Origin of the sequence: Moraxella sp. CTOTU46934 (genome assembly GCF_031979465.1) — a bacterium.
GTDB classification, from domain to species: domain Bacteria; phylum Pseudomonadota; class Gammaproteobacteria; order Pseudomonadales; family Moraxellaceae; genus Faucicola; species Faucicola tetraodonis.
In genome coordinates, this window is sequence record NZ_DALZEG010000002.1 from 175332 (window position 1) to 195493 (window position 20162).

A 20162-nucleotide genomic window follows, 5' to 3' on the forward strand; every position below is an offset into this window, starting at 1 on the left:
GCTTTTGTAGATAGCACGCCAATTGTGCCAATACATCACTTGGTCTTTAACTTTACCTAAACCTTACCTGCATACTGCATCAACTGACTTTGCCAAAAAATATACTGATCAGTCATTTTATTTGATTCATAAATTGTTGATTTAGGTTAAATTAGTCCATAGGACAGCGAAACTTCATTATGACTTTACAAGGATCAGTATATGTCACATCATCGCTTTATGCGCCGTGCCGCCAAAGGATTGCTTTTTTCTTCCATCGCGTTTTCTGCGTCTTCTTATGCCTCAAGCTATTACAACTGTGCCAATGCCACTGGCTGTGTCGCAGTCACTTCCCTGAGCGCCACCTCAGATTATGCAAAAACCAAATACCCTATCGTACTTGCTCATGGGCTTGGTGGCTGGAACAAACTGTTTGGTTTGGTCGATTATTTTAATGGCATTCCTCAAGATCTCACCAAAAATGGCGCGAGTGTGTATGTGACCAAGACATCAAGTGTCAATGACACCGAAGTGCGCGGTGAGCAGCTACTCCAACAGGTCAAAACCATCATTGCCATCACCGGCAGCCCGAAGGTTAACTTAATGGGTCATAGCCAAGGCGGGATTGATATTCGCTATGTGGCGGGGGTTGCGCCATCGCTAGTATCCTCTGTGACGGCGATTTCCAGCCCTGAGCAAGGCTCAAAAATGGCGGATTGGACAGTCAAAATGGTGACTGAAGGCAGTGCGGCTGATGGCTTACCCGCTGGCGAATTTAATACCGCCTCTTTAATGGCAATCAAGTTTTTTGAATTGGTGGGCGGTGTGATGGACATCGGATCTGGCGTGCCACTCAATCAACTGCAGCAGCAAGATGGCTGGGCAGCCGTCAATTCACTCACCACCAATTACGCAGCCAAATTTAACCAAAAATTCCCTGCAGCCATGCCGACCAGTTATTGTGGATACCCAAAAGACACGGTGGTCAATAATGTGCGTTACTACTCACTTAGTGGCGCCCAAACTATGACCATGCTTGTCGATCCGTCTGATACGGTGTTGGGGTTGACGGGTTTATCATTCAATGGCGAAGCCAATGATGGTCTTGTCTCACCCTGTTCAAGTCGTCTCGGTGAAGTGATTCGTGATAACTATAAAATGAATCATATGGATTCAGTGAATCAGGTGTTTGGCATTGTCAGTTTGCTAGACACCAATCCATTGACTGTCTATCGCAACCAAGTCAATCGCTTAAAAAGTCAATCGTTGTAAGCTTATGCCTATGGTTCCTTCAAACAACCCTGACACAAACCAACGATCGATAACCTGGCTAATAATCGTATTAGCCAGTGGTATCATCGCATTATTGATAGCCTGCATACTGTGGTTAAAACCTAAGGACGCTGTCAAAACAGCCAATACTTTGCCGCATGATGCTGCCAGTACGATGCCATCTGGTGTATTGCCATCCAATCAAACCGTAACACTCGCCAATGCATCCTCCGTCAGCGCGAACGCTAACCCCTTGCTCACATCGCTGCCCAAATCACTACAAGGCACCCAAGTCGATGGCGAAATTATTATCGATGAAAATAAGCAATTGGTCGTGACCGCAGGTTTGCGCCGACTGTTTGATTATTTTTTGTCAGCACAAGGGGAAGAGCCGTTAAGCCAGATTGAACAACGGGTGATTGCCTATATTCGTGAACATACGCCTGAGCCTGCCGCAAGCCAAGCGGTTAACATTTTTCAAAATTATCTAACCTATTTGACTGCTGTCAGCCAGCTAGATAAGCCTAAAGCACATCCCAATCCCAACGTCAGTGCATTAGATTTATCTGCCATTAAGAATCAATTACGCGCAGTACAACAGCTGCAAGCCCGTTATTTTGACGTCAAAACCCGCGAAGCGTTTTTTGGGGATGAACAAGCCCTTAATGACTACAACATGACGGTCGTCGAAGCCAACCAAAACGCGCAACTGAGCAATGACCAGCGCCAAGCCATCATTGATAAGGCACAAACTGCCTATATCGCCAGTGTTAAAGACCCAAATCTACAGACAAAGCTAACCGAGCAGCGCAATATTGACAAGTTATTGGCGCAAACGCAGCAAATGCAGCAGCAAGGGGCAACGCAAAGCCAAATCAATGCCATGCGTAGTCAATATGTCTCCCCTGAAGCGGTCAAACGGCTTGAGCAGCTTGACCAATCTGAAGCGCAATTTGCGCAGCGTGTGGCAACTTATCAGACACAGTCTAATCAAATACTGGGCAAATTGGGTAATGTGTCGCAAGCCCAGCAACAAATTGTGGCGTTACAGCAGACGATGTTTACGCCTGAAGAACAGCTACGCCTAGATGTATTGACAAAACCGCGTTAACTTCCCCGTTAAAATGAGTTAAAGGAGTTAAATGCCCTGTTCAATTGCCATAAGCTGTTGAATTGCCACAGGCGCGTTTGAGCCTATTTCACACGGTAGCGGGCTGAACGCGCGTGGGCATCCAAATTTTCTTCCACCGCCAATATATCGGCAGTTTTTGCCAGCGTTTGACTACCTTGCTCGCTACAATAAATAATCGAAGATTTCTTTTGAAAATCATATACCCCGAGCGGTGAACTAAAGCGTGCGGTACCTGATGTTGGCAACACGTGATTAGGGCCAGCGCAATAATCGCCAATCGCTTCAGGGGTATAGCGCCCCATAAAGATAGCGCCCGCATGGCGGACATCTTTGACCATCGCTTCTGGGTCATCTACCGACAATTCCAAATGCTCCGGCGCAATGCGGTTAATAACCTCAATACCCTCTGCTCGGTCTTTCACCAAAATCAGCGCGCCACGGTTGGCAATCGCCGCTTTAGCAATTTCAGCTTTTGGCAAATCTGCTAAGGCTTTTTCGATTTCCTGCGCAACTTTTTTGAGTAATGGCTCAGATGGGGTGACAAAAATCGCTTGCGCAACGGTGTCATGCTCAGCTTGCGACAATAAATCCATGGCTAACCAATCAGCTTTATCATTTGCTACACCTTCGGCATATACCAGTACTTCCGAGGGACCTGCAATCATATCAATGCCCACTTGCCCAAACACGGCGCGTTTGGCGGCTGCCACGTATTTGTTGCCAGGTCCTGTGATTTTATCGACTTGCGGAATGGTGTTAGTGCCGTAAGCCAATGCTGCCACCGCTTGCGCGCCCCCAATGGTAAAGACTTTATCCACACCCGCCAAATAAGCGGCCGCCAATACCAAGGGATTTAGTTCACCATGCGGGGCAGGCACCACCATGATAATTTGCCCGACCCCTGCCACTTTGGCGGGTAACGCATTCATCAAGACGCTGGATGGATAACTTGCCAGCCCACCTGGCACATAAATACCCACTTTATCGAGTGGCGTAACTTGTTGTCCAAGCGTATTGCCTAGCGCATCTTGATACGTCCAGCTTTCTTGCCGTTGGCGCTCGTGAAAAGATGTGACGCGCTGTGCCGCCAGTTCAAGCGCTTGCTTGATTGTAGGGTTTAACCCATCAAATGCTTGTTTGAGCTTTTCTTGTGAAATCTCTAGCTCAGCAAAAGTTTTGGCAGGATGGTTGTCAAACTGTTGGGTCAGCTTTAACACCACCTCATCCCCACCCTGACGCACTTGCGCGATAATATCATCGACCGTAGCCAGTAGCGCTGGATCATTTACCGTTTCAAAAGCAAGCAGCTCTGTCAATTCCTGCTCAAAACTCGCTTGTTGGCTATTTAACAATCGCATGGTATTCCCCTAACAATAAAAAATGACTAACACATAGCATAACAAATTTCTTCATGGATGAAAGCGGCTTTTTAGCCTGCCCAGCTTCATCAACCCATCAAAATTGGCGCATCAAAATCGGCTAAACTGAGCCAACTCATCACGACTTTCAGTTTTCGCCCAGTTAAAATTCGCCCATTTAAAAAAAGACGTCTTAATAACGTCTTGTTTTAATCTTCAATGTCTTGATTTTCAATGTTTTCATCTTCCATGTTTTAATCGGCATAGCCAGCTTTAATAATGCTGTGGATTGTCGAGTGCATACACAAAGGTTTGGATTTTTGCACCATTATCAAGCATAGCTGTTACCTCAATGCGCTGATAGGCTTCACCTTCAAACTCATCTAGCCGCGCCCAATGATTGGGTAAATCATCCGACGAAAACACCCATCCCGCTACCATGTCGCCTTGTTCATCGGGGATGACTGCAGGAAATCCGAGCGCTGAGCCCCAGCCGCCATTTGGCATCAAATGCCCACGAATAGTCGCAGGTTGCCAAATGCCGTTGTTGATGGGTGTCATGATACTGTGGTTGTCGCGATTGGGCGCTAGCGTGCCATAGACAAAAAGATGCTGCATCATGGTGATTTTTGAACCGTTACTGGGTGTTATCAGCGACGCTTTGCTTAAAGCTTTCAATGATGGGCTCAAGCAGGGCAAATTTGCGTTTATAACTGACCTGATTGACAATCAAACGCGAAGAGACTTGGCAAATCTCTTGTCGCGGCTCTAGACCATTGGCTTTTAAGGTATTACCGGTATCGACCACATCTACAATCAAATCACCCAAGCCCACCAAGGGCGCAAGTTCCATGGAACCATAGAGTTTAATCACATCGACTTGTTCACCGCGACTGGCAAAAAACGCGCGCGTCACATTGACATATTTGGTGGCAATCCGAAGACGACGACTGGGTAATTGTAGCCCCACTTTACCTGCCGTCATCAAACGGCATTTGGCAATTTGTAGGTCGAGCAATTCATATAAATTGCTTGAGCCATGCTCCATCAGCACATCTTTACCCGCTACACCAAAATCTGCCGCCCCATGTTCCACATAGGTTGGCACGTCACTGGCGCGTAAAATCAAAATCCGCACGTCAGCATGCGTGGTCGGAAAAATAAGTTTACGTGATTCTTCGGGGTCTTCAAGTAGTTCGATACCTGCCTTTTTTAGCAGGGGCAAGGTATCTTTTAAGATTCGCCCTTTGGATAACGCTAAGGTAAGACCGTTATAATTGGCATCATTTGCTTGTATCATTGTCTTATACCTGTTATTCGCCTTTTACCCGCTCAATGGTGACGCCCAAGCCGCGCAGTTTATCTTCCACATACTCATAACCACGGTCGATGTGGTAAATGCGCTCGATACAGGTCTCGCCCTGGGCTGCCACCGCTGCCATTACCAATGACATAGAGGCGCGTAAATCGGTTGCAATGACAGGCGCGGCATTGAGTTTATCGACGCCTTGAACAACGGCAGTATGGCCATCGACTTTGATATTGGCGCCCATACGTTGCAGCTCAGGGACATGCATGTAGCGATTTTCAAAAATATTTTCAATAATGGTACTAGTGCCTTCTGCAATACAGCAAACTGTCATGAGCTGGGCTTGCATATCAGTTGGGAACGCAGGGTGTGGTAGTGTGCGGATATCAACGGCTTTTGGACGACCCACCATTTTGACATTAATCCAGTCGCTGCCAACAGTGACTTGGGCGCCCATTTCTTCAAATTTTTTAAGCACAGATTGCATCAAGCTGGCTTCGGTTTTTTTTGCCGTCACTTCCCCGCCTGTCATCATAGCAAGTGCAAGATATGAGCCTGTTTCGATACGGTCTGGTACGACTGAGTACTCACAGCCATTTAATTTGTCAACGCCTTCAATGGTCATATAAGCGGTGCCAATGCCTTCAATTTTTGCGCCCATTTTGACAAGCATATTAGCCAAATCAACCACTTCTGGTTCACGCGCACAGTTTTCTAGGTGCGTGGTTCCTTCTGCCAATACCGCTGCCATGATGGTATTTTCCGTACCGCCAACCGTGACCATATCAAAGGTAAAATGACAGCCTTTTAACCGACCGCTAGCGGGTGCTTTGGCTTTGACATAGCCATTTTCAACGGTAATGGTCGCTCCCATCGCTTCTAAAGCTTTTAGATGTTGGTCGACAGGGCGTGAGCCAATTGCGCAGCCACCGGGCAGCGACACTTCAGCCTGCCCAAAGCGCGCAAGCAGCGGTCCCAATACCAAAATCGATGCACGCATGGTTTTGACTAGCTCATACGGGGCATAGTAGCTATTGATGGTACTGGTATCGCAGGTCACCGTATCGCCGTTCTTTTCAATGGTAATACCCGTGCCCGCAATCAATTTGACCAAGGTATTGACGTCTTTGAGTGTCGGTACATTGTGCAGGGTGGCGGGGGTTTCTGCCAAAATCATTGCCGCAAGCAAGGGCAACGCGGCATTTTTTGCGCCAGAGATGACCACTTCACCTTTGACCTGGGTGCCACCCGTGATTAAAAATTTATCCATGTGTTTCTCCTAAAAATGGCTTATTGCGCAGCTTGTTTGGCTTGCATCTCATGCCACTGGGCATAGGTCAACGCTTGGATATTGAGTGCATGGATTTCACCTGACGCAAATTTATCAGACACCAACCCCAATACGGCTTGTTGACGTGCGACAGGACGTTTACCCTCAAAGCTGTCATCCACCACGCGCACATCAAATTTGTTGCCTTGATTGGCAGCTTCGATTTTGCCACTCGGAAAATGGGGTTGTAGTAAAGTAATTAAATCTTGTGCGTTCATGGGAAATACCTAATAAAAGAGGGGTAAAATTATACTATTTTGCTGCGTAGCATAGCATAATTTTTGCTAAGTTTATACGTTATACAAAATGCTTAATTTACGCTAAAAGCGTCCTTAATCCACGTAGGCATTGGCATGACAGCCTGTCCTACAGCTAGAACGCCTTCATAACTTACCACATCAAAGCGAATGTCAAAGTTATCAAATTGCGGATGCGCTTGTAAAAAAGCGGCGGTAGTTTTAACGATTTTACGTTGTTTGGCGGGGGTGATACTGTCTAAACTTGTGCCAAATTGGCTGGCTTTTCGTTGACGCACTTCGACAATGACGAGGCAAGGAGGTTTTTGCGTCGGCTCAAGCATCACCAAATCAAGCTCGCCCAAGTTTTTGTAGTGCCAGTTTTTGGCAAAAAACGTTAAACCTTGCGCTTCAAGGTAGTGTTTGGCGAGGGTTTCATAATAGTCGCCTTGGCGCTGTTTTGGGGCGGTGAGTTTCATTGTTGGGTTATTTTACTGTTGCAAAGGTTTTTTCTAAAGCGGCACAAGTTGGGTATTTTTGCTGTAATTTTGCCAAATAATAGGCTTGGTTGTTGTCGATAAAGCCATCCAAAATCCCTGAGTAATTTTGACCAATCCCACATCGTTTCTGTTGTCGATTCCAACTGACCGGTATTACCAACGGCTTTTGTAAAATCAGCTTGTTGTTTTGACAAGTCAGCTTTGCCACACTATCAATGCGATAATTATGCGGTTTACCCCCATCATAATTACTGGCTAATGCCACAACGATATCGTTGGGTTTTAGTGAGCTAATGGCAAAAACACCTTCAAAACGCTGCGCCGATGGCAAAATAAGCCGTTGACGCCACGTGCGAAATGCCCAGTGATAATCCGTGAATTTTAAGCCAAAACCTTGCTTGGATTGGCTTTCACGTTGCAATTCACCGCCTTTTTCGATACTGGCAATTCTTCCGACCAACACATCTGCAGGTATCGGTGGCATACAAGCCTCTGCCGTTAAAATTAAACTTACACTTAAAATAGCAAAGCAAATTGTTTTCATGACAAATCCTTTTTTCCGCAGAAAACACCTTATAATACCACCAATATTTAGCAAAATTTGAGAAAATCATGCAGCAAAACGGCACACTTTACATCGTCGCCACCCCGATTGGTAATTTAACCGATATGACCGCCCACGCCATCGACTGCCTAAAAAGCGTGGCTATCATCGCCTGTGAGGACACCCGTACCTCGGGCAAACTGCTCAACCACTTTAACATCCCCACCAAAACTTGGGCTTATCACGACCACAATGCCGAAGTACAGACCCCTAAACTGATTGAGATATTACAGTCAGGGCAAAGTATCGCGCTTATCAGTGATGCCGGTACCCCGCTGATTAGCGACCCTGGTTTTCGACTGGTGCGCGCCTGTCACCAAGCCGGTATCAAAGTCTCACCGGTTGTCGGCGCCAGTGCTGCCATAGCCGCCTTATCGGTCGCAGGATTACCTTCAGACAAGTTTTATTTTTATGGCTTTTTGCCTGCCAAAACCGCAGGACGCCAAAGCGAGTTGACTAAAATCAAGGACTTAACCGCTACGCTGATTTTTTATGAAGCGCCCCATCGTATTGTTGAGTGTATCGATGACATGATTATGGTGCTTGGCGACAATCGACAAGTGACGTTTTGCCGTGAGATAACCAAAACGTTTGAAACCATTTATCCATCAACGCTCGGTGAACTAAAACAGTTTGTTGCAAGCGATGCCAATCAGCAAAAAGGGGAAATGGTACTGGTGGTCGCTGGGGCAAGTGACTTACAGAATAATGATAATCAACACGATGAATTGTTAAAACGACTATTGCAAGATTTGTCATTGAAAAAAGCCGCACAGCTCGCCAGCGATATCACAGGGACGAAAAAAAATGCTTTGTATGACAGAGCTTTACAATTACAACGGATAGTAAAATAAACGCTGATGCCGTTCATCAGCGTTACCCGGTCAAGCGATGAAAGATATTAACCATCGCTAAAATCGCAACTATCACTGATACTTAGCACCAAACTAATTAGCGGCTGATAGCTAAAACAACCTAAGACACATTTTAGTTAATGCAAAAAAGCTGCGTGATTGCACCTAGCTTTTTTGGGTGATTAATGCAAATTTTCCCCAATTAAGGCAACCAATTGTTCCGCAATTTTATCTTTACTGGCTTTTTCTAGTGTCATCCCTTCTGATTTATCTTTAAAAAACACCGTCATGGCATTGTCATCACTGCCAAAACCAATATCGGTGCGGGAGACATCATTACAGGCAATCATATCTAAGTTTTTGGCTTCAAGCTTGCCACGAGCATATTTTTCGATATCTTGGGTTTCTGCCGCAAATCCTACCACAAAAACCTCAGGGAATTCTTCGGCAATGGTCGCCAAAATATCAGGATTTTTCACCAAATCCAGCGACATCTGATCTTGCGTTTTTTTAATCTTTTGCGGCACGACATCACGCGTGCGATAATCAGCGACCGCAGCCGTGGCAATAAAAATATCGGTCGCTGTGCTAACAGGTTCGACTTCGATATCATTGCCAAATTCATCATGATGATGATGGTGGTGATGTTCATGGTCATGATGATTGTGGTTATGGTGGTGATCGTCATGGCATTCACATATATCATCACTGGCGCATTGGCGAGCGGTCATTAGCATTTCTTCAGCCGATAACACATCGATACGATTGACCAGTAGTGGCGTTGGTAGGGGCACTTTACCCCCAACGATCAAGGTCACCCTCGCGCCTGCATTACGGCACGCTTTTGCCAGCGCAAATCCCATTTTGCCCGTGGAATGATTGGATAGATAGCGCACAGGGTCGATGGCTTCAATCGTTGGACCTGCGGTGATTGTCACATTTTTACCCGCCAATACTTGCGGGGTGATTTGCGCTGCGATGAAATATTGCACGTATTCAAGCAACTGCTCTGGCTCTGGCAATCTTCCCTCACCGATATCACCACAGGCTTGCTCACCGCTGGCTGGTTGGATGATCTCATAATCATAATCGGTTAACGTCTGCAAATTAAGTTTGACCGATGGATGTTGCCACATTTGCTGATTCATAGCAGGTGCCACTAAAATCGGGGCAGCGGTAGCAAGGCAGACGGTAGTGAGTAAATCATCCGCTATTCCCATGGCCAGTTTAGCAATCGTATTCGCGGTAGCAGGCGCGATAATCAGTAAATCCGCCCATTTTGCCAGTTCAATATGCCCCATTCCCAGCTCAGCGCTCTCATCCAACAAGTCGATATGCACTGGGTTGCCCGTCAAGGCCTGCAGCGTTAACGGTGTGATAAAGGCTTGTGCGCTTGCCGTCATAATAACACGGACGTCATAGCCACTTTTAATCAATAGTCGGGCAAACGAGGCGGATTTGTAGGCAGCAATAGCGCCTGTGATACCAAGAAGGATATTTTTCATAAGATAAAAGCACTAAAAAATTTCGCCTATAGTAACAATTTTCCGCCACTTTAGGTATGATTAATCATCATTTATTAGGAAATGCCTATGGCAATCAAAGACTGGCACCAAGACGAGCGCCCCAGAGAAAAGCTACTGCAAAAGGGCGCTGAGAGTCTATCAGATAGTGAGATTTTGGCAATATTCTTACGCACAGGCACCAAAGACCAATCCGCCATCGAACTGGCTCGTGGCTTGATTGAGAAATTTGGCAGTCTGGCTCAGTTACTATCTGCGCCTAGTGAAGCAGTCATGGCGTGTCACGGTATCGGCATGGCAAAATACGCGCAGATTTTGGCAAGCCTTGAGATGGGCAAACGCTACCTTGCCAGCCAAGTCAAACAAGCCCCTACCCTTAACGCCAGCCAATTGGTCAAAGACTATCTGACTACGCAGCTGCGACCGCTCAATCGCGAGGTGTTTGCGGTGCTGTTTTTGACCAATCAACTCACCTTAATCCAGTATGAGGTATTATTCACAGGCGGTATTTCATCGTGCTCGGTGTGCGTGCGGGAAGTGTTGCGCTGTGCGTTAAAATACGGGGCAAGTCAGCTTATCATCGCCCATAATCACCCAAGTACCTCTGCCACAGCGTCACAAGCAGATCTGGAAATTACTCGCAGTTTGGCAAAAGCGTGTCAGCTTGTCGATATGACTTTGATTGACCATATTATCGTGGGCCAAGATGGCACGCTTTCTTTACAAGAAACAGGCAAGATGCCTTAGCGTTTGACGCGGTTTTTAACCATTATTACTACCCAAATCATCATCAGTAAACCAATGATTAACGCAATCATCGCAAAAATGGGTGAAAAAATCGACAAAGCCGACAGCCCTATCGCTGTCCCGGTCTCTGCCACTGAAACAGCAGGATTTGCCAAACCGCCCGTCGTCGCAGTCGAAGCCACGCGCGTGGTGGCAGCTGTACCTTTTATCGTAGCCGCAGCGCCGCCGCCAGCAATGATCGCTAGCGCCCAAGTCATGGCAGGACTCATATCGGTCAATGTTGAAGCCATGACCAATGTTCCTGCAATCCCTGCGAGCGGTACAGCAACGGTATCTAACATATGATCAACCAACGGGATTAAATAACTGATCGACTCTGCAATACTGGCTACGCCTAAAATAATTAACGCAGGGGTGGATGCCACCCATTGCCAGCTATCATTAAGGGGAATGATATGAAAATATGCCGCACAACTGAGGGCAAACAGCGGTACAAACACACGAAACCCACTACTTGCCGCCAAGCCAATCCCAAGAAAAATACTTAAAATCATTTCAGTTGTCATATGTTCTATAGTCTAAGTATGAATAATGTTACCACTATCATAAATAAAAATTATTAAGAAAAAAACACATATTTAATTAGCATCGCGAAACACATCACCACAATCACCGGTCGAATAAACTTAGTGCCCCCTTTAACGGCCATCCTTGCACCCAATGAAGCACCAATAAATTGCCCCACCATCATAGCAACTCCCACTGACCAAAGCACTTTTCCACCCAACACAAAGAACATCAATGAGGCGGCATTGCTGGTAAAGTTGAGTAATTTGGCATTGGCAGTCGCGGTAATCATATCCAAGCCCCGCATGGTGATACCGCCTAGCGCAAAAAACATCCCTGTACCAGGGCCCAAATAGCCATCATAAAAACCAATTAAGGGTGACATCCCATATTGCCATTTATTTTTGCTGATTCGTGGTGCAGATTTGACCTCACCAATATTGGGTGCAAACAGATAATAAATACCAATAAGCGCGATTAAAAAAGGAATGCCTTTGGCTAATAGCACTGGCGGAGAAAGTTGCACAGCCATAGCGCCTAGCACAGCTCCGACAAAACAGGCGATAATCGAACGCCAAATTTGCTTGGGGTGAATCTTGCCTTTGCGTATCATGGTAATAGAAGCAGAAAGCGAACCTGCAGTCGCTTGCAGCTTATTAGTGCCCAAGGTATAAAGCGTAGGAACATTTGCCATTAACAGGGCAGGAATAGTTAGTAAACCGCCACCCCCTGCCATGGCATCTAAAAATCCTGCAATCCCCGCGACCAACGTTAACATCACTAGTACATCAAAACTCAGCTGCATCATATTTCCAAAGGTTAATTGAGGAGTTATCACTATAAACAAAAAAACCCCATAAGCGCGAACCTATGGGGTTTTTTTAATCAGGATGATTAGTCACGGTCTACTAATTCAACGTATGCCATCGGTGCAGCATCGCCATCGCGATAACCACATTTGATGATACGTAAATAACCACCTGGACGCGCTTTGTAGCGTGGGCCTAGTGTCGTGAATAATTTACCTACAGTCGCTTTATTACGTAAGCGGTTAAACGCTAGACGACGGTTAGCAACTGAATCTTCTTTTGCCAAAGTAATTAGCGGCTCTGCCACACGGCGAAGCTCTTTAGCTTTAGGAAGAGTAGTTTTGATGAGTTCATGTTCAAATAGTGAGTTGGTCATATTTTGGAACATGGCCTTACGATGGCTGCTGGTACGACCCAACTTAACTCCACTGTTACGATGTCGCATGGTCAAACTTCCTTTAAATTTTAACGGCTACGGTAAGAGAAGCGGTCATCAACACGTAAATCAGCAGGTGGCCAATTTTCAAGGCGCATACCGAGTTCTAAGTCTTTAGAAGCAAGGACGTCTTTGATTTCAGTTAATGATTTCTTACCGAGATTTGGGGTTTTTAACAACTCAGTTTCGGTGCGTTGTACCAAATCGCCAATGTAATAGATATTTTCCGCCTTCAAGCAATTTGCTGAGCGAACCGTTAATTCTAAGTCATCCACTGGGCGCAGTAGCACAGGGTCAACTTCTTCTTTTTCCTTAACAGGTTCTGGGGTAGCTTCCGCTTCAAGGTCAACAAATACGGCAATTTGCTGCTGCAAAATCGTTGCTGCTTTGCGAATCGCTTCTTCTGGATCGATGGTACCATTGGTTTCAAGTTCAATAACCAAACGGTCTAAGTCAGTGCGCTGTTCAACACGGGCATTTTCAACTTGGTATGCCACGCGTAAGATTGGGCTATAGCTAGCGTCCAATTTTAAACGACCAATAACTTTGTTATCACCAGAATCTTTGCGTACATTGGCAGGCTCATAACCACGACCTACTGCTACACGCAAACGCATTTTTAAATGACCACGATCACTTAATGTACCTAAAACTAAATCAGGATTGATAATCTCTACATTGTGAGGTAACTCAATATCTGATGCTAGTACAGTGCCAGGACCTTGTTTGTCAAGGGTCAAGAATACTTCATTTTGATCATGCAATTGGATCGCTAAACCTTTTAAATTTAACAATAGATCTAGCACATCTTCTTGCAACCCTTCAAGGGTTGAATACTCATGATCAACGCCTTCGATTTCAGCTTCGATTACAGCTGCACCAGGCAATGAAGATAATAGAATGCGACGTAGGGCATTACCTAATGTATGCCCAAAACCTCGTTCTAACGGTTCGAGCGTGACTTTGGCGTGTGTTTCATTGACCGTATCCACATGAATGGCATTCGGTGTAAGAAACTCAGTAGCATTTAGCATCATTTGTCACCTCGACTTTATAGTAAAATTAATTATTTAGAGTACAACTCAACGATTAAGCTTTCGTTGATTTCGGTTGGTAAATCAGCACGCTCTGGCGCTTGTTTAAAAGTACCTTGCAATTTGCTGTGATCAACTTCCAACCATACAGGTGTGCCACGTTGACCCGCCAATTCAATTGCGTTTTTGATACGTAATTGTTCTTTGGCTTTTTCGTGTACGGCAATCACATCACCATCTTGTAATTGGATTGAAGGAATGTTCACACGAACAAACTCATCACGACCCGCTTTTTTTACTAGAATAGCACGATGGCTAACTAATTGGCGAGCTTCTGCGCGAGTTGCACCAAAACCCATACGATAAACAACGTTATCGAGGCGACGTTCTAACATTTGAAGCAAGTTTTCGCCAGTTGCGCCTTTCATACGCGCAGCTTCTTTATAGTAGTTTGAGAATTGACGCTCTAACACACCATAAATGCGTTTTACTTTTTGTTTTTCACGAAGCTGTGCAGAATACTCTGACGTTTTGCTACGTGGATTACCATGTTGACCAGGGGCACGGTCAGCTTTTTTGGTTTTTTCTTCGTACGCTTTTACGCCTGATTTTAATTGTAAATCAGTACCTTCACGACGAGAAAGTTTTAATTTTGGACCTAGATAACGGGCCATGAAAGTCTCCTTATACGCGACGTTTTTTCGGTGGACGAGTTCCGTTATGAGGAATCGGGGTTATATCGCTAATGCTGTTTATTTTATAACCCAATGCACCTAAGGCTCTTACCGCAGACTCACGACCAGGTCCTGGACCTTTAACCAAGACATCAACATTCTTGACACCATATTCTTGTGCTGCTTTACCAGCAACTTCAGCCGCAACCTGTGCAGCAAATGGTGTAGATTTACGTGAACCACGGAAGCCTTGTCCACCAGCGGTGGCCCAAGCCAAAGCATTACCTTGACGATCGGTAATCGTTACAATGGTGTTATTAAAAGACGCATGGATGTGCGCTACGCCCTCAGCTACCGAGCGGCGAGTCACTTTTTTGCGACTACGAGTGTCTTTTGCCATCTTTTAGCTTCCTAAGTTAATTATTTTCTGATTGCTTTACGTGGACCCTTACGAGTACGCGCATTTGTTTTTGTGCGTTGACCATTTACTGGTAAACCGCGACGATGACGCAAGCCACGATAGCAACCTAAGTCTACTAAACGTTTAATATTCATCGAGATTTCACGACGCAAGTCACCTTCAGTCGCATATTCTGCAACTTGGGTACGGACAGCATCAAGCTGAGTATCATTTAGTTCACTGATTTTAGTAGTTGGTGCAATGTTTACCGCTTCTAAAATTTTAGCAGCAGTGGTACGACCAATACCAAAAATATAAGTGAGTGAAATGATAGCGTGCTTGTTGTCCGGAATGTTTACACCGGCAATACGAGCCATTGACATTTCTCCAATTATAAGGAAAAGATGAGTTAATCATCTACTGATGTAGCATTTTGAAACACTTGGTTATCTACAAATGTGTCAAAATAACGACAAGTAGCGGATAATACAGTATCCGCTACCTGATTTCAAGTCCAATCTAACAATTTAGATTAACCTTGACGTTGTTTATGACGCGGTTCTGCACTACAAATAACGCGAACAACGCCTTTGCGGCGTACAATTTTGCAGCTACCGCAGATTCTTTTTACAGATGCTTGAACTTTCATTTTCAGCTCCTAGTAGTAGTTATGAATGCTTGACTTCCATGGTTTGCATCAGCGAATAATCATGGTATTGGTGAGTCATTAAGTGCGCTTTAACTTGGGCAATAAAGTCCATAATCACGACCACACTAATCAGTACTGAGGTACCGCCTAAATGAAACGGAATACCAAACGCAGATTGCAATATCATCGGCATCAAACAAATAATTGTCATATAAATCGCACCAATAAAGGTTAAGCGATTTAATACATGATCTAAATAACGTTGAGTTTGTAAACCTGGACGAATACCTGGAATATACGCCCCACTTCGTTTCAAATTCTCTGATACTTCTTTTGGACTAAATACCAACGCGGTATAAAAATAACAAAAGAAAATAATCAAGGCTGCAAAAATTACCAAATACAGCGGCTGACCCGGTGATAACACTAATGCCATATTCTGCAAGAAACTTTGAAAAATATTGGGATTGGGGGATTGACCCACCCACTGTCCCAAACTCGCTGGGAATAACAACAGTGAACTGGCAAAAATCGCTGGAATAACCCCTGCCATATTAATTTTTAATGGCAAATGCGATTGCTGTTGTGCATATATTTTTCGTTCTTGCGATTGCTTTTGGGCATAGTTGACTGGGATACGGCGCTGTGCACGCTCAATAAATACAATCCCCGCCACCACCGCTAACGCCAATAAACTAAATATGAACAAGGCAATCATATTCATTTGACCTTGCTGAACAGAGTTAATTGACTGTGTGACTACTTGTGGAAAAGTCGCTACGATACCCGCTAAAATTAGCATTGAAATACCGTTACCAATACCACGTTCAGTAATCTGTTCACCTAACCACATCAAAAACATTGACCCTGCAACCAACGAAGTTACCGCAGGAATATAAAAACCAAGACCACTTGTCAATGTAAGATTCTGACTAATCAGACCTGTACACATACCAATTGATTGAATCAAGGCTAATGCAAGGGTTAATTGGCGTGTATACTTGTTGATTTGGCGTTGACCGGCTTGGCCTTCTTTTTTTAATGCATCCAACGATGGTATAACCGCCGTCATCATCTGGACAATGATTGAAGCAGAAATATAAGGCATAATTCCGAGTGCCATGACTGACATCCGCTCTAATGCCCCGCCAGAAAACATATTAAACAAACCTAAAATAGTATTTTCATTGGTTTGAAAAAATTTCGATAAGCTTTCTGGATCCATACCAGGAATAGGTACGTGTGAACCGAAACGATAGACGACTAAAGCACCCAACAAAAATAGTAAACGATTAAATAATTCATCGTACTTACGAATAAATGCTAGAGGATTCATCGATGTTGAATGCTTAGTCATGTAGGATTACTCCTCAACAGTACCACCAGCTGCTTCAATAGCCGCTTTAGCACCTTTAGTCACTTTAACACCTTTAAAAGTATATGCTTTGGTTACGTCACCTGAAAGGATGATACGAACACGTTGCATATCGTGGCGAATGATATTCGCTGCTTTTAAAGACTCAACGCTTACCACGTCACCATCAACTTGGTTCAATTCTGATAAACGCACTTCTGCGGTTACCATTGCAAGTTTACTGGTGAAACCAAATTTTGGCAAACGACGGTATAAAGGCATTTGACCGCCTTCAAAACCTGAGCGAATACCAGAACCTGTACGTGAGGTTTGACCTTTGACACCACGACCACCGGTTTTACCGATACCAGAACCGATACCACGACCACGGCGAAGTTTATTTTTTCTTGAACCTTCAGCTGGGCTCAATTCATTTAAACGTAGACCCATTATACTTCCTCCACTTTAACTAAGTAGTTAACGCGGTTTACCATACCACGGGTCGAAGGGGTATCTTCAACTTCGACAGTATGTCCAATACGACGTAACCCTAAACCTTTCAAACAAGCTTTATGGCTTGCTAGGCGATGGGCACTCGATTTTACTTGAGTAACTTTCATTTTTTTCATGTTATCACCTTAGCTTAGCCCAAGATTTCTTCAACTGATTTGCCGCGTTTTGCCGCAACTTTTTCAGGAGAAGACATTTCTTTTAACCCGTTGAAAGTTGCACGTACAACGTTAGCGGCATTGGTTGAACCATAGCATTTTGCTAATACGTTTTCTACACCTGCAACTTCTAATACTGCACGCATTGCACCACCCGCGATAACACCGGTACCTTCAGAGGCTGGTTGCATATACACGCGGCTTGCACCGTGGCTAGCAGTAATAGGATGCTGAAGGGTTGTACCCGCTAAATCAACGGTAATCATATTACGTTTGGCAGCTTCTAGTGCTTTTTGAATCGCTGCAGGCACTTCACGCGCTTTACCACGACCAAAGCCAACACGACCATTGCCATCACCTACCACTGTGAGTGCGGTGAAAGAAAAGATACGACCACCTTTTACAACTTTAGATACACGGCCAACTGTGACTAAGCGCTCTACTAAACCGTCTGTTTGTTCAACTTTTGCCATGATTAGAACTCCAATCCATTTTCACGAGCGGCTTCAGCTAATGCTTTAACACGACCATGATATTTAAAACCGCTACGATCAAACGCAACTTTAGTAATACCGGCAGCTTTAGCGCGTTCTGCAATTAATTTACCAACGGCAGTTGCAGCTTCGATGTTGCTAGTTTGACCAGCACGTAAAGTAGTATCTAACGTTGAAGCTTGGGCTAACACTTCACCACCCGTTGGTGAGATAACTTGTGCATAAATGTGGGTGTTAGTACGATTAACAGATAGACGATTTACGCCTAAACCACGGATATGTGCACGGGTTTTTTTCGCTCTGCGAAGGCGAGCAGCTTTTTTATCAAACATGTCATTTCACCTTATTTTTTCTTAGCTTCTTTACGAGCGACATACTCATCGCTATAACGAACGCCTTTGCCTTTGTAAGGCTCAGGTGGGCGATAGCCACGAATGTTTGCTGCTGCTTGACCTAGCTTTTGTTTGTCGCTAGATTTTAACACGATTTCAGTCGCAGTTGGGGTTTCAGCAGTAACACCTTCAGGTAGTACATATTCGATTGGGTGTGAGTAGCCTAAGTTTAGGTTAACTTTATTGCCAGCAACAGCGGCTTTATAACCAACACCAATCAATTGTAGACGACGTTCGAAGCCTTCAGTAACACCTTTAACCATGTTGCTTAATAATGCACGAACTGTACCAGTGTGCATCCAACCGTCTTTAGTGTCAGATTTTGGTGAAAGAATAATTTGATTATCTTCCTGTTTTAGCTCGACCAAATCATGCAGGCGTAAAGTTAGCGTACCTTTGCTACCTTTAACTTCAACCTGCTGACCGTTCAAAGTAACACTTGTACCATTTGGTAGTGCTACAGGGGCTTTAGCCACACGAGACATACGGGTAATTCCTATAAAAGTGATAAAAAAACGAACAGGCACAACAAACTATGCCTGTCCTTCTTAATGTTAATTAAGCTACGAACGCAATAACTTCGCCGCCTAATCCAGCTGCACGAGCTTCACGGTCACTCATGATGCCTTTACTGGTAGAGATGATTGCTACACCTAGACCTTTTTGGACGCTTGGTAGTGCATCTTTACCACGGTATTGACGTAAACCTGGACGACTATAACGTTTAATCGTCTCAATAACTGGTTTACCTTCAAAATATTTTAACTCTAAGGTTAATTCAGTTTTACCTGTACCAACTTCTTGAGTTTCTGCGGTCGCAACATAACCTTCTTTTACTAGCAAATCAGCAATTGATTTACGTAGTTTTGAGCTTGGCATAGTCACAGACGCTTTTTGAGCCATTTGTGCATTACGGATACGAGTCAACATATCAGCAACGGTATCTTGCATACTCATATTGTTTCCCCTTACCAGCTTGCTTTATGAACGCCAGGTACATCACCTTGCATTACTTTTTCACGAATCATGTTACGTGAAAGACCAAATTTACGGAAATAACCGTGTGGACGACCTGTCAATGCACAACGATTACGTAAACGTACTGGTGAAGCATCACGTGGCAGTGCTTGTAATGCCAGCATGGCGTCCATACGTTCTTCATCAGTTGCGTTGATGTCGCTGATAATTGCCTTAAGCTTTGCACGCTTCTCAGCATATTTAGCAACAGTCGCTTCGCGTTTAAATTCGCGATTAATCATACTTTTCTTTGCCATATTGCCTTATCCTTGCTGTTAGCCCTTGAATGGGAAGCCGAATGCTTTAAGCAATGCACGACCTTGATCATCAGTTTTTGCGGTAGTCGTAATGGTAATGTCTAAACCACGAATACGATCGATTTTGTCAAAGTCAACTTCAGGGAAAACGATTTGCTCTTTGATACCTAGTGAATAGTTACCACGGCCATCAAATGCTTTATCTGTAAACCCGCGGAAGTCACGGATACGTGGAATAGCGATTGAGATTAAACGATCTAAAAATTCGTACATCTGTTCGCCACGTAACGTTACTTTACAGCCGATTGGCCATTCTTCACGGATTTTAAAGCCTGCAACTGATTTGCGAGCTTTGGTTACTACAGGTTTTTGACCGGCAATTGCCGTCATATCCGCTAATGCGCCCTCAAGAACTTTTTTGTCTTGAGCTGCATCACCCACACCCATGTTTAGGGTGATTTTGGTGATTTTAGGGATTTCCATAACGTTGGCTAAACCAAGCTCTTGCTGAATTTTTTGCTTAAGCTGTTCGTTATATTGTGTTTTAAGTCTTGCCATTACTGATAC

At 44.6% G+C, this 20162-nt stretch carries 29 protein-coding genes; 4 read left to right on the forward strand and 25 right to left on the reverse strand.

Annotated features, from left to right (window positions below; genetic code table 11):
- The first annotated feature begins 201 nt into the window (after positions 1-201).
- Positions 202-1251: an esterase/lipase family protein gene (locus RTN07_RS03335; protein WP_312175721.1), complete on the forward strand. Its 1050-nt coding sequence runs from the start codon at positions 202-204 to the stop codon at positions 1249-1251.
- A gap of 10 nt (positions 1252-1261) precedes the next feature.
- Positions 1262-2362, forward strand: a complete 1101-nt coding sequence (locus tag RTN07_RS03340) for a lipase secretion chaperone (RefSeq protein ID WP_312175723.1) — start codon at positions 1262-1264, stop codon at positions 2360-2362.
- A gap of 83 nt (positions 2363-2445) precedes the next feature.
- On the opposite strand, the gene hisD is transcribed toward RTN07_RS03340, so the two are convergent.
- The 7 genes from hisD to RTN07_RS03375 all read right to left on the reverse strand — a co-directional run bounded on the left by hisD (position 2446) and on the right by RTN07_RS03375 (position 7660).
- Positions 2446-3741, reverse strand: coding sequence for a histidinol dehydrogenase (gene hisD / locus RTN07_RS03345; protein WP_312175726.1), 1296 nt, complete (start codon positions 3739-3741; stop codon positions 2446-2448).
- 273 nt (positions 3742-4014) lie between these two features.
- The gene (locus RTN07_RS03350; protein ID WP_312175728.1) at positions 4015-4362 is read right to left on the reverse strand and encodes a gamma-glutamylcyclotransferase family protein; all 348 of its coding nucleotides are present in this window, start codon (positions 4360-4362) and stop codon (positions 4015-4017) included.
- A 16-nt stretch (positions 4363-4378) separates the two neighbouring features.
- Positions 4379-5041, reverse strand: a complete 663-nt coding sequence (hisG, locus tag RTN07_RS03355) for an ATP phosphoribosyltransferase (RefSeq protein WP_099834369.1) — start codon at positions 5039-5041, stop codon at positions 4379-4381.
- Positions 5042-5054: 13 nt separating this feature from the next.
- Complete coding sequence (murA, locus tag RTN07_RS03360; RefSeq protein ID WP_099808439.1) at positions 5055-6320, reverse strand: UDP-N-acetylglucosamine 1-carboxyvinyltransferase; 1266 nt, start codon at positions 6318-6320, stop codon at positions 5055-5057.
- Positions 6321-6340: 20 nt separating this feature from the next.
- Positions 6341-6598, reverse strand: coding sequence for a BolA/IbaG family iron-sulfur metabolism protein (locus RTN07_RS03365; RefSeq protein WP_065263076.1), 258 nt, complete (start codon positions 6596-6598; stop codon positions 6341-6343).
- Positions 6599-6690: 92 nt separating this feature from the next.
- Positions 6691-7095: a YraN family protein gene (locus RTN07_RS03370; protein WP_312175733.1), complete on the reverse strand. Its 405-nt coding sequence runs from the start codon at positions 7093-7095 to the stop codon at positions 6691-6693.
- Positions 7096-7102: 7 nt separating this feature from the next.
- Positions 7103-7660: a hypothetical protein gene (locus RTN07_RS03375; RefSeq protein ID WP_312175735.1), complete on the reverse strand. Its 558-nt coding sequence runs from the start codon at positions 7658-7660 to the stop codon at positions 7103-7105.
- A 68-nt stretch (positions 7661-7728) separates the two neighbouring features.
- On the opposite strand from RTN07_RS03375, the gene rsmI reads away from it, so the two are divergent.
- A complete protein-coding gene (rsmI, locus tag RTN07_RS03380) occupies positions 7729-8574 on the forward strand; it encodes a 16S rRNA (cytidine(1402)-2'-O)-methyltransferase (RefSeq protein WP_312175738.1) in 846 nt (281 codons plus the stop codon).
- Between the two features lie 182 nt (positions 8575-8756).
- Here rsmI and coaBC read toward each other — a convergent pair whose 3' ends face one another.
- The gene (coaBC, locus tag RTN07_RS03385; protein ID WP_312175740.1) at positions 8757-10079 is read right to left on the reverse strand and encodes a bifunctional phosphopantothenoylcysteine decarboxylase/phosphopantothenate--cysteine ligase CoaBC; all 1323 of its coding nucleotides are present in this window, start codon (positions 10077-10079) and stop codon (positions 8757-8759) included.
- Between the two features lie 87 nt (positions 10080-10166).
- On the opposite strand from coaBC, the gene radC reads away from it, so the two are divergent.
- Entirely contained in the window at positions 10167-10844 is a 678-nt protein-coding gene (gene radC / locus RTN07_RS03390; protein ID WP_065253360.1) for a RadC family protein, read from the forward strand.
- On the opposite strand, the gene RTN07_RS03395 is transcribed toward radC, so the two are convergent.
- The 17 genes from RTN07_RS03395 to rplE all read right to left on the reverse strand — a co-directional run bounded on the left by RTN07_RS03395 (position 10841) and on the right by rplE (position 20153).
- Positions 10841-11410, reverse strand: a complete 570-nt coding sequence (locus tag RTN07_RS03395; RefSeq protein WP_312175743.1) for a DUF4126 domain-containing protein — start codon at positions 11408-11410, stop codon at positions 10841-10843. The two genes, radC and RTN07_RS03395, sit on opposite strands and share 4 nt — an antisense overlap.
- Positions 11411-11463: 53 nt before the next feature.
- Positions 11464-12216: a TSUP family transporter gene (locus tag RTN07_RS03400; protein WP_050324675.1), complete on the reverse strand. Its 753-nt coding sequence runs from the start codon at positions 12214-12216 to the stop codon at positions 11464-11466.
- 89 nt (positions 12217-12305) lie between these two features.
- Positions 12306-12665, reverse strand: coding sequence for a 50S ribosomal protein L17 (gene rplQ / locus RTN07_RS03405; RefSeq protein WP_036593417.1), 360 nt, complete (start codon positions 12663-12665; stop codon positions 12306-12308).
- A 20-nt stretch (positions 12666-12685) separates the two neighbouring features.
- Positions 12686-13693, reverse strand: coding sequence for a DNA-directed RNA polymerase subunit alpha (locus tag RTN07_RS03410; protein ID WP_007115569.1), 1008 nt, complete (start codon positions 13691-13693; stop codon positions 12686-12688).
- A 29-nt stretch (positions 13694-13722) separates the two neighbouring features.
- Positions 13723-14364: a 30S ribosomal protein S4 gene (gene rpsD / locus RTN07_RS03415; protein WP_007115568.1), complete on the reverse strand. Its 642-nt coding sequence runs from the start codon at positions 14362-14364 to the stop codon at positions 13723-13725.
- A gap of 10 nt (positions 14365-14374) precedes the next feature.
- Complete coding sequence (gene rpsK, locus RTN07_RS03420; protein WP_007115567.1) at positions 14375-14764, reverse strand: 30S ribosomal protein S11; 390 nt, start codon at positions 14762-14764, stop codon at positions 14375-14377.
- A gap of 20 nt (positions 14765-14784) precedes the next feature.
- Positions 14785-15141, reverse strand: coding sequence for a 30S ribosomal protein S13 (gene rpsM, locus RTN07_RS03425; protein WP_007115566.1), 357 nt, complete (start codon positions 15139-15141; stop codon positions 14785-14787).
- A 155-nt stretch (positions 15142-15296) separates the two neighbouring features.
- Positions 15297-15413: a 50S ribosomal protein L36 gene (rpmJ, locus tag RTN07_RS03430; protein ID WP_040403280.1), complete on the reverse strand. Its 117-nt coding sequence runs from the start codon at positions 15411-15413 to the stop codon at positions 15297-15299.
- A 19-nt stretch (positions 15414-15432) separates the two neighbouring features.
- Complete coding sequence (gene secY / locus RTN07_RS03435; RefSeq protein ID WP_312175747.1) at positions 15433-16770, reverse strand: preprotein translocase subunit SecY; 1338 nt, start codon at positions 16768-16770, stop codon at positions 15433-15435.
- Positions 16771-16776: 6 nt separating this feature from the next.
- Positions 16777-17217, reverse strand: coding sequence for a 50S ribosomal protein L15 (gene rplO / locus RTN07_RS03440; RefSeq protein ID WP_007115564.1), 441 nt, complete (start codon positions 17215-17217; stop codon positions 16777-16779).
- Entirely contained in the window at positions 17217-17396 is a 180-nt protein-coding gene (gene rpmD, locus RTN07_RS03445; protein WP_007115563.1) for a 50S ribosomal protein L30, read from the reverse strand. The genes rplO and rpmD overlap by 1 nt, the downstream gene beginning before the upstream one ends.
- A gap of 14 nt (positions 17397-17410) precedes the next feature.
- Positions 17411-17908, reverse strand: a complete 498-nt coding sequence (gene rpsE / locus RTN07_RS03450) for a 30S ribosomal protein S5 (protein ID WP_007115562.1) — start codon at positions 17906-17908, stop codon at positions 17411-17413.
- A gap of 2 nt (positions 17909-17910) precedes the next feature.
- Positions 17911-18261, reverse strand: a complete 351-nt coding sequence (gene rplR, locus RTN07_RS03455; protein ID WP_007115561.1) for a 50S ribosomal protein L18 — start codon at positions 18259-18261, stop codon at positions 17911-17913.
- Between the two features lie 11 nt (positions 18262-18272).
- Positions 18273-18806 carry a 50S ribosomal protein L6 gene (rplF, locus tag RTN07_RS03460; RefSeq protein ID WP_007115560.1) on the reverse strand — a complete coding sequence of 178 codons (534 nt, stop codon included), beginning with the start codon at positions 18804-18806 and terminating at the stop codon, positions 18273-18275.
- A 73-nt stretch (positions 18807-18879) separates the two neighbouring features.
- A complete protein-coding gene (gene rpsH, locus RTN07_RS03465) occupies positions 18880-19278 on the reverse strand; it encodes a 30S ribosomal protein S8 (RefSeq protein WP_312175749.1) in 399 nt (132 codons plus the stop codon).
- Positions 19279-19289: 11 nt separating this feature from the next.
- Complete coding sequence (rpsN, locus tag RTN07_RS03470; RefSeq protein ID WP_007115558.1) at positions 19290-19595, reverse strand: 30S ribosomal protein S14; 306 nt, start codon at positions 19593-19595, stop codon at positions 19290-19292.
- A gap of 18 nt (positions 19596-19613) precedes the next feature.
- Positions 19614-20153, reverse strand: a complete 540-nt coding sequence (gene rplE / locus RTN07_RS03475; protein WP_007115557.1) for a 50S ribosomal protein L5 — start codon at positions 20151-20153, stop codon at positions 19614-19616.
- Positions 20154-20162 lie beyond the last annotated feature (9 nt).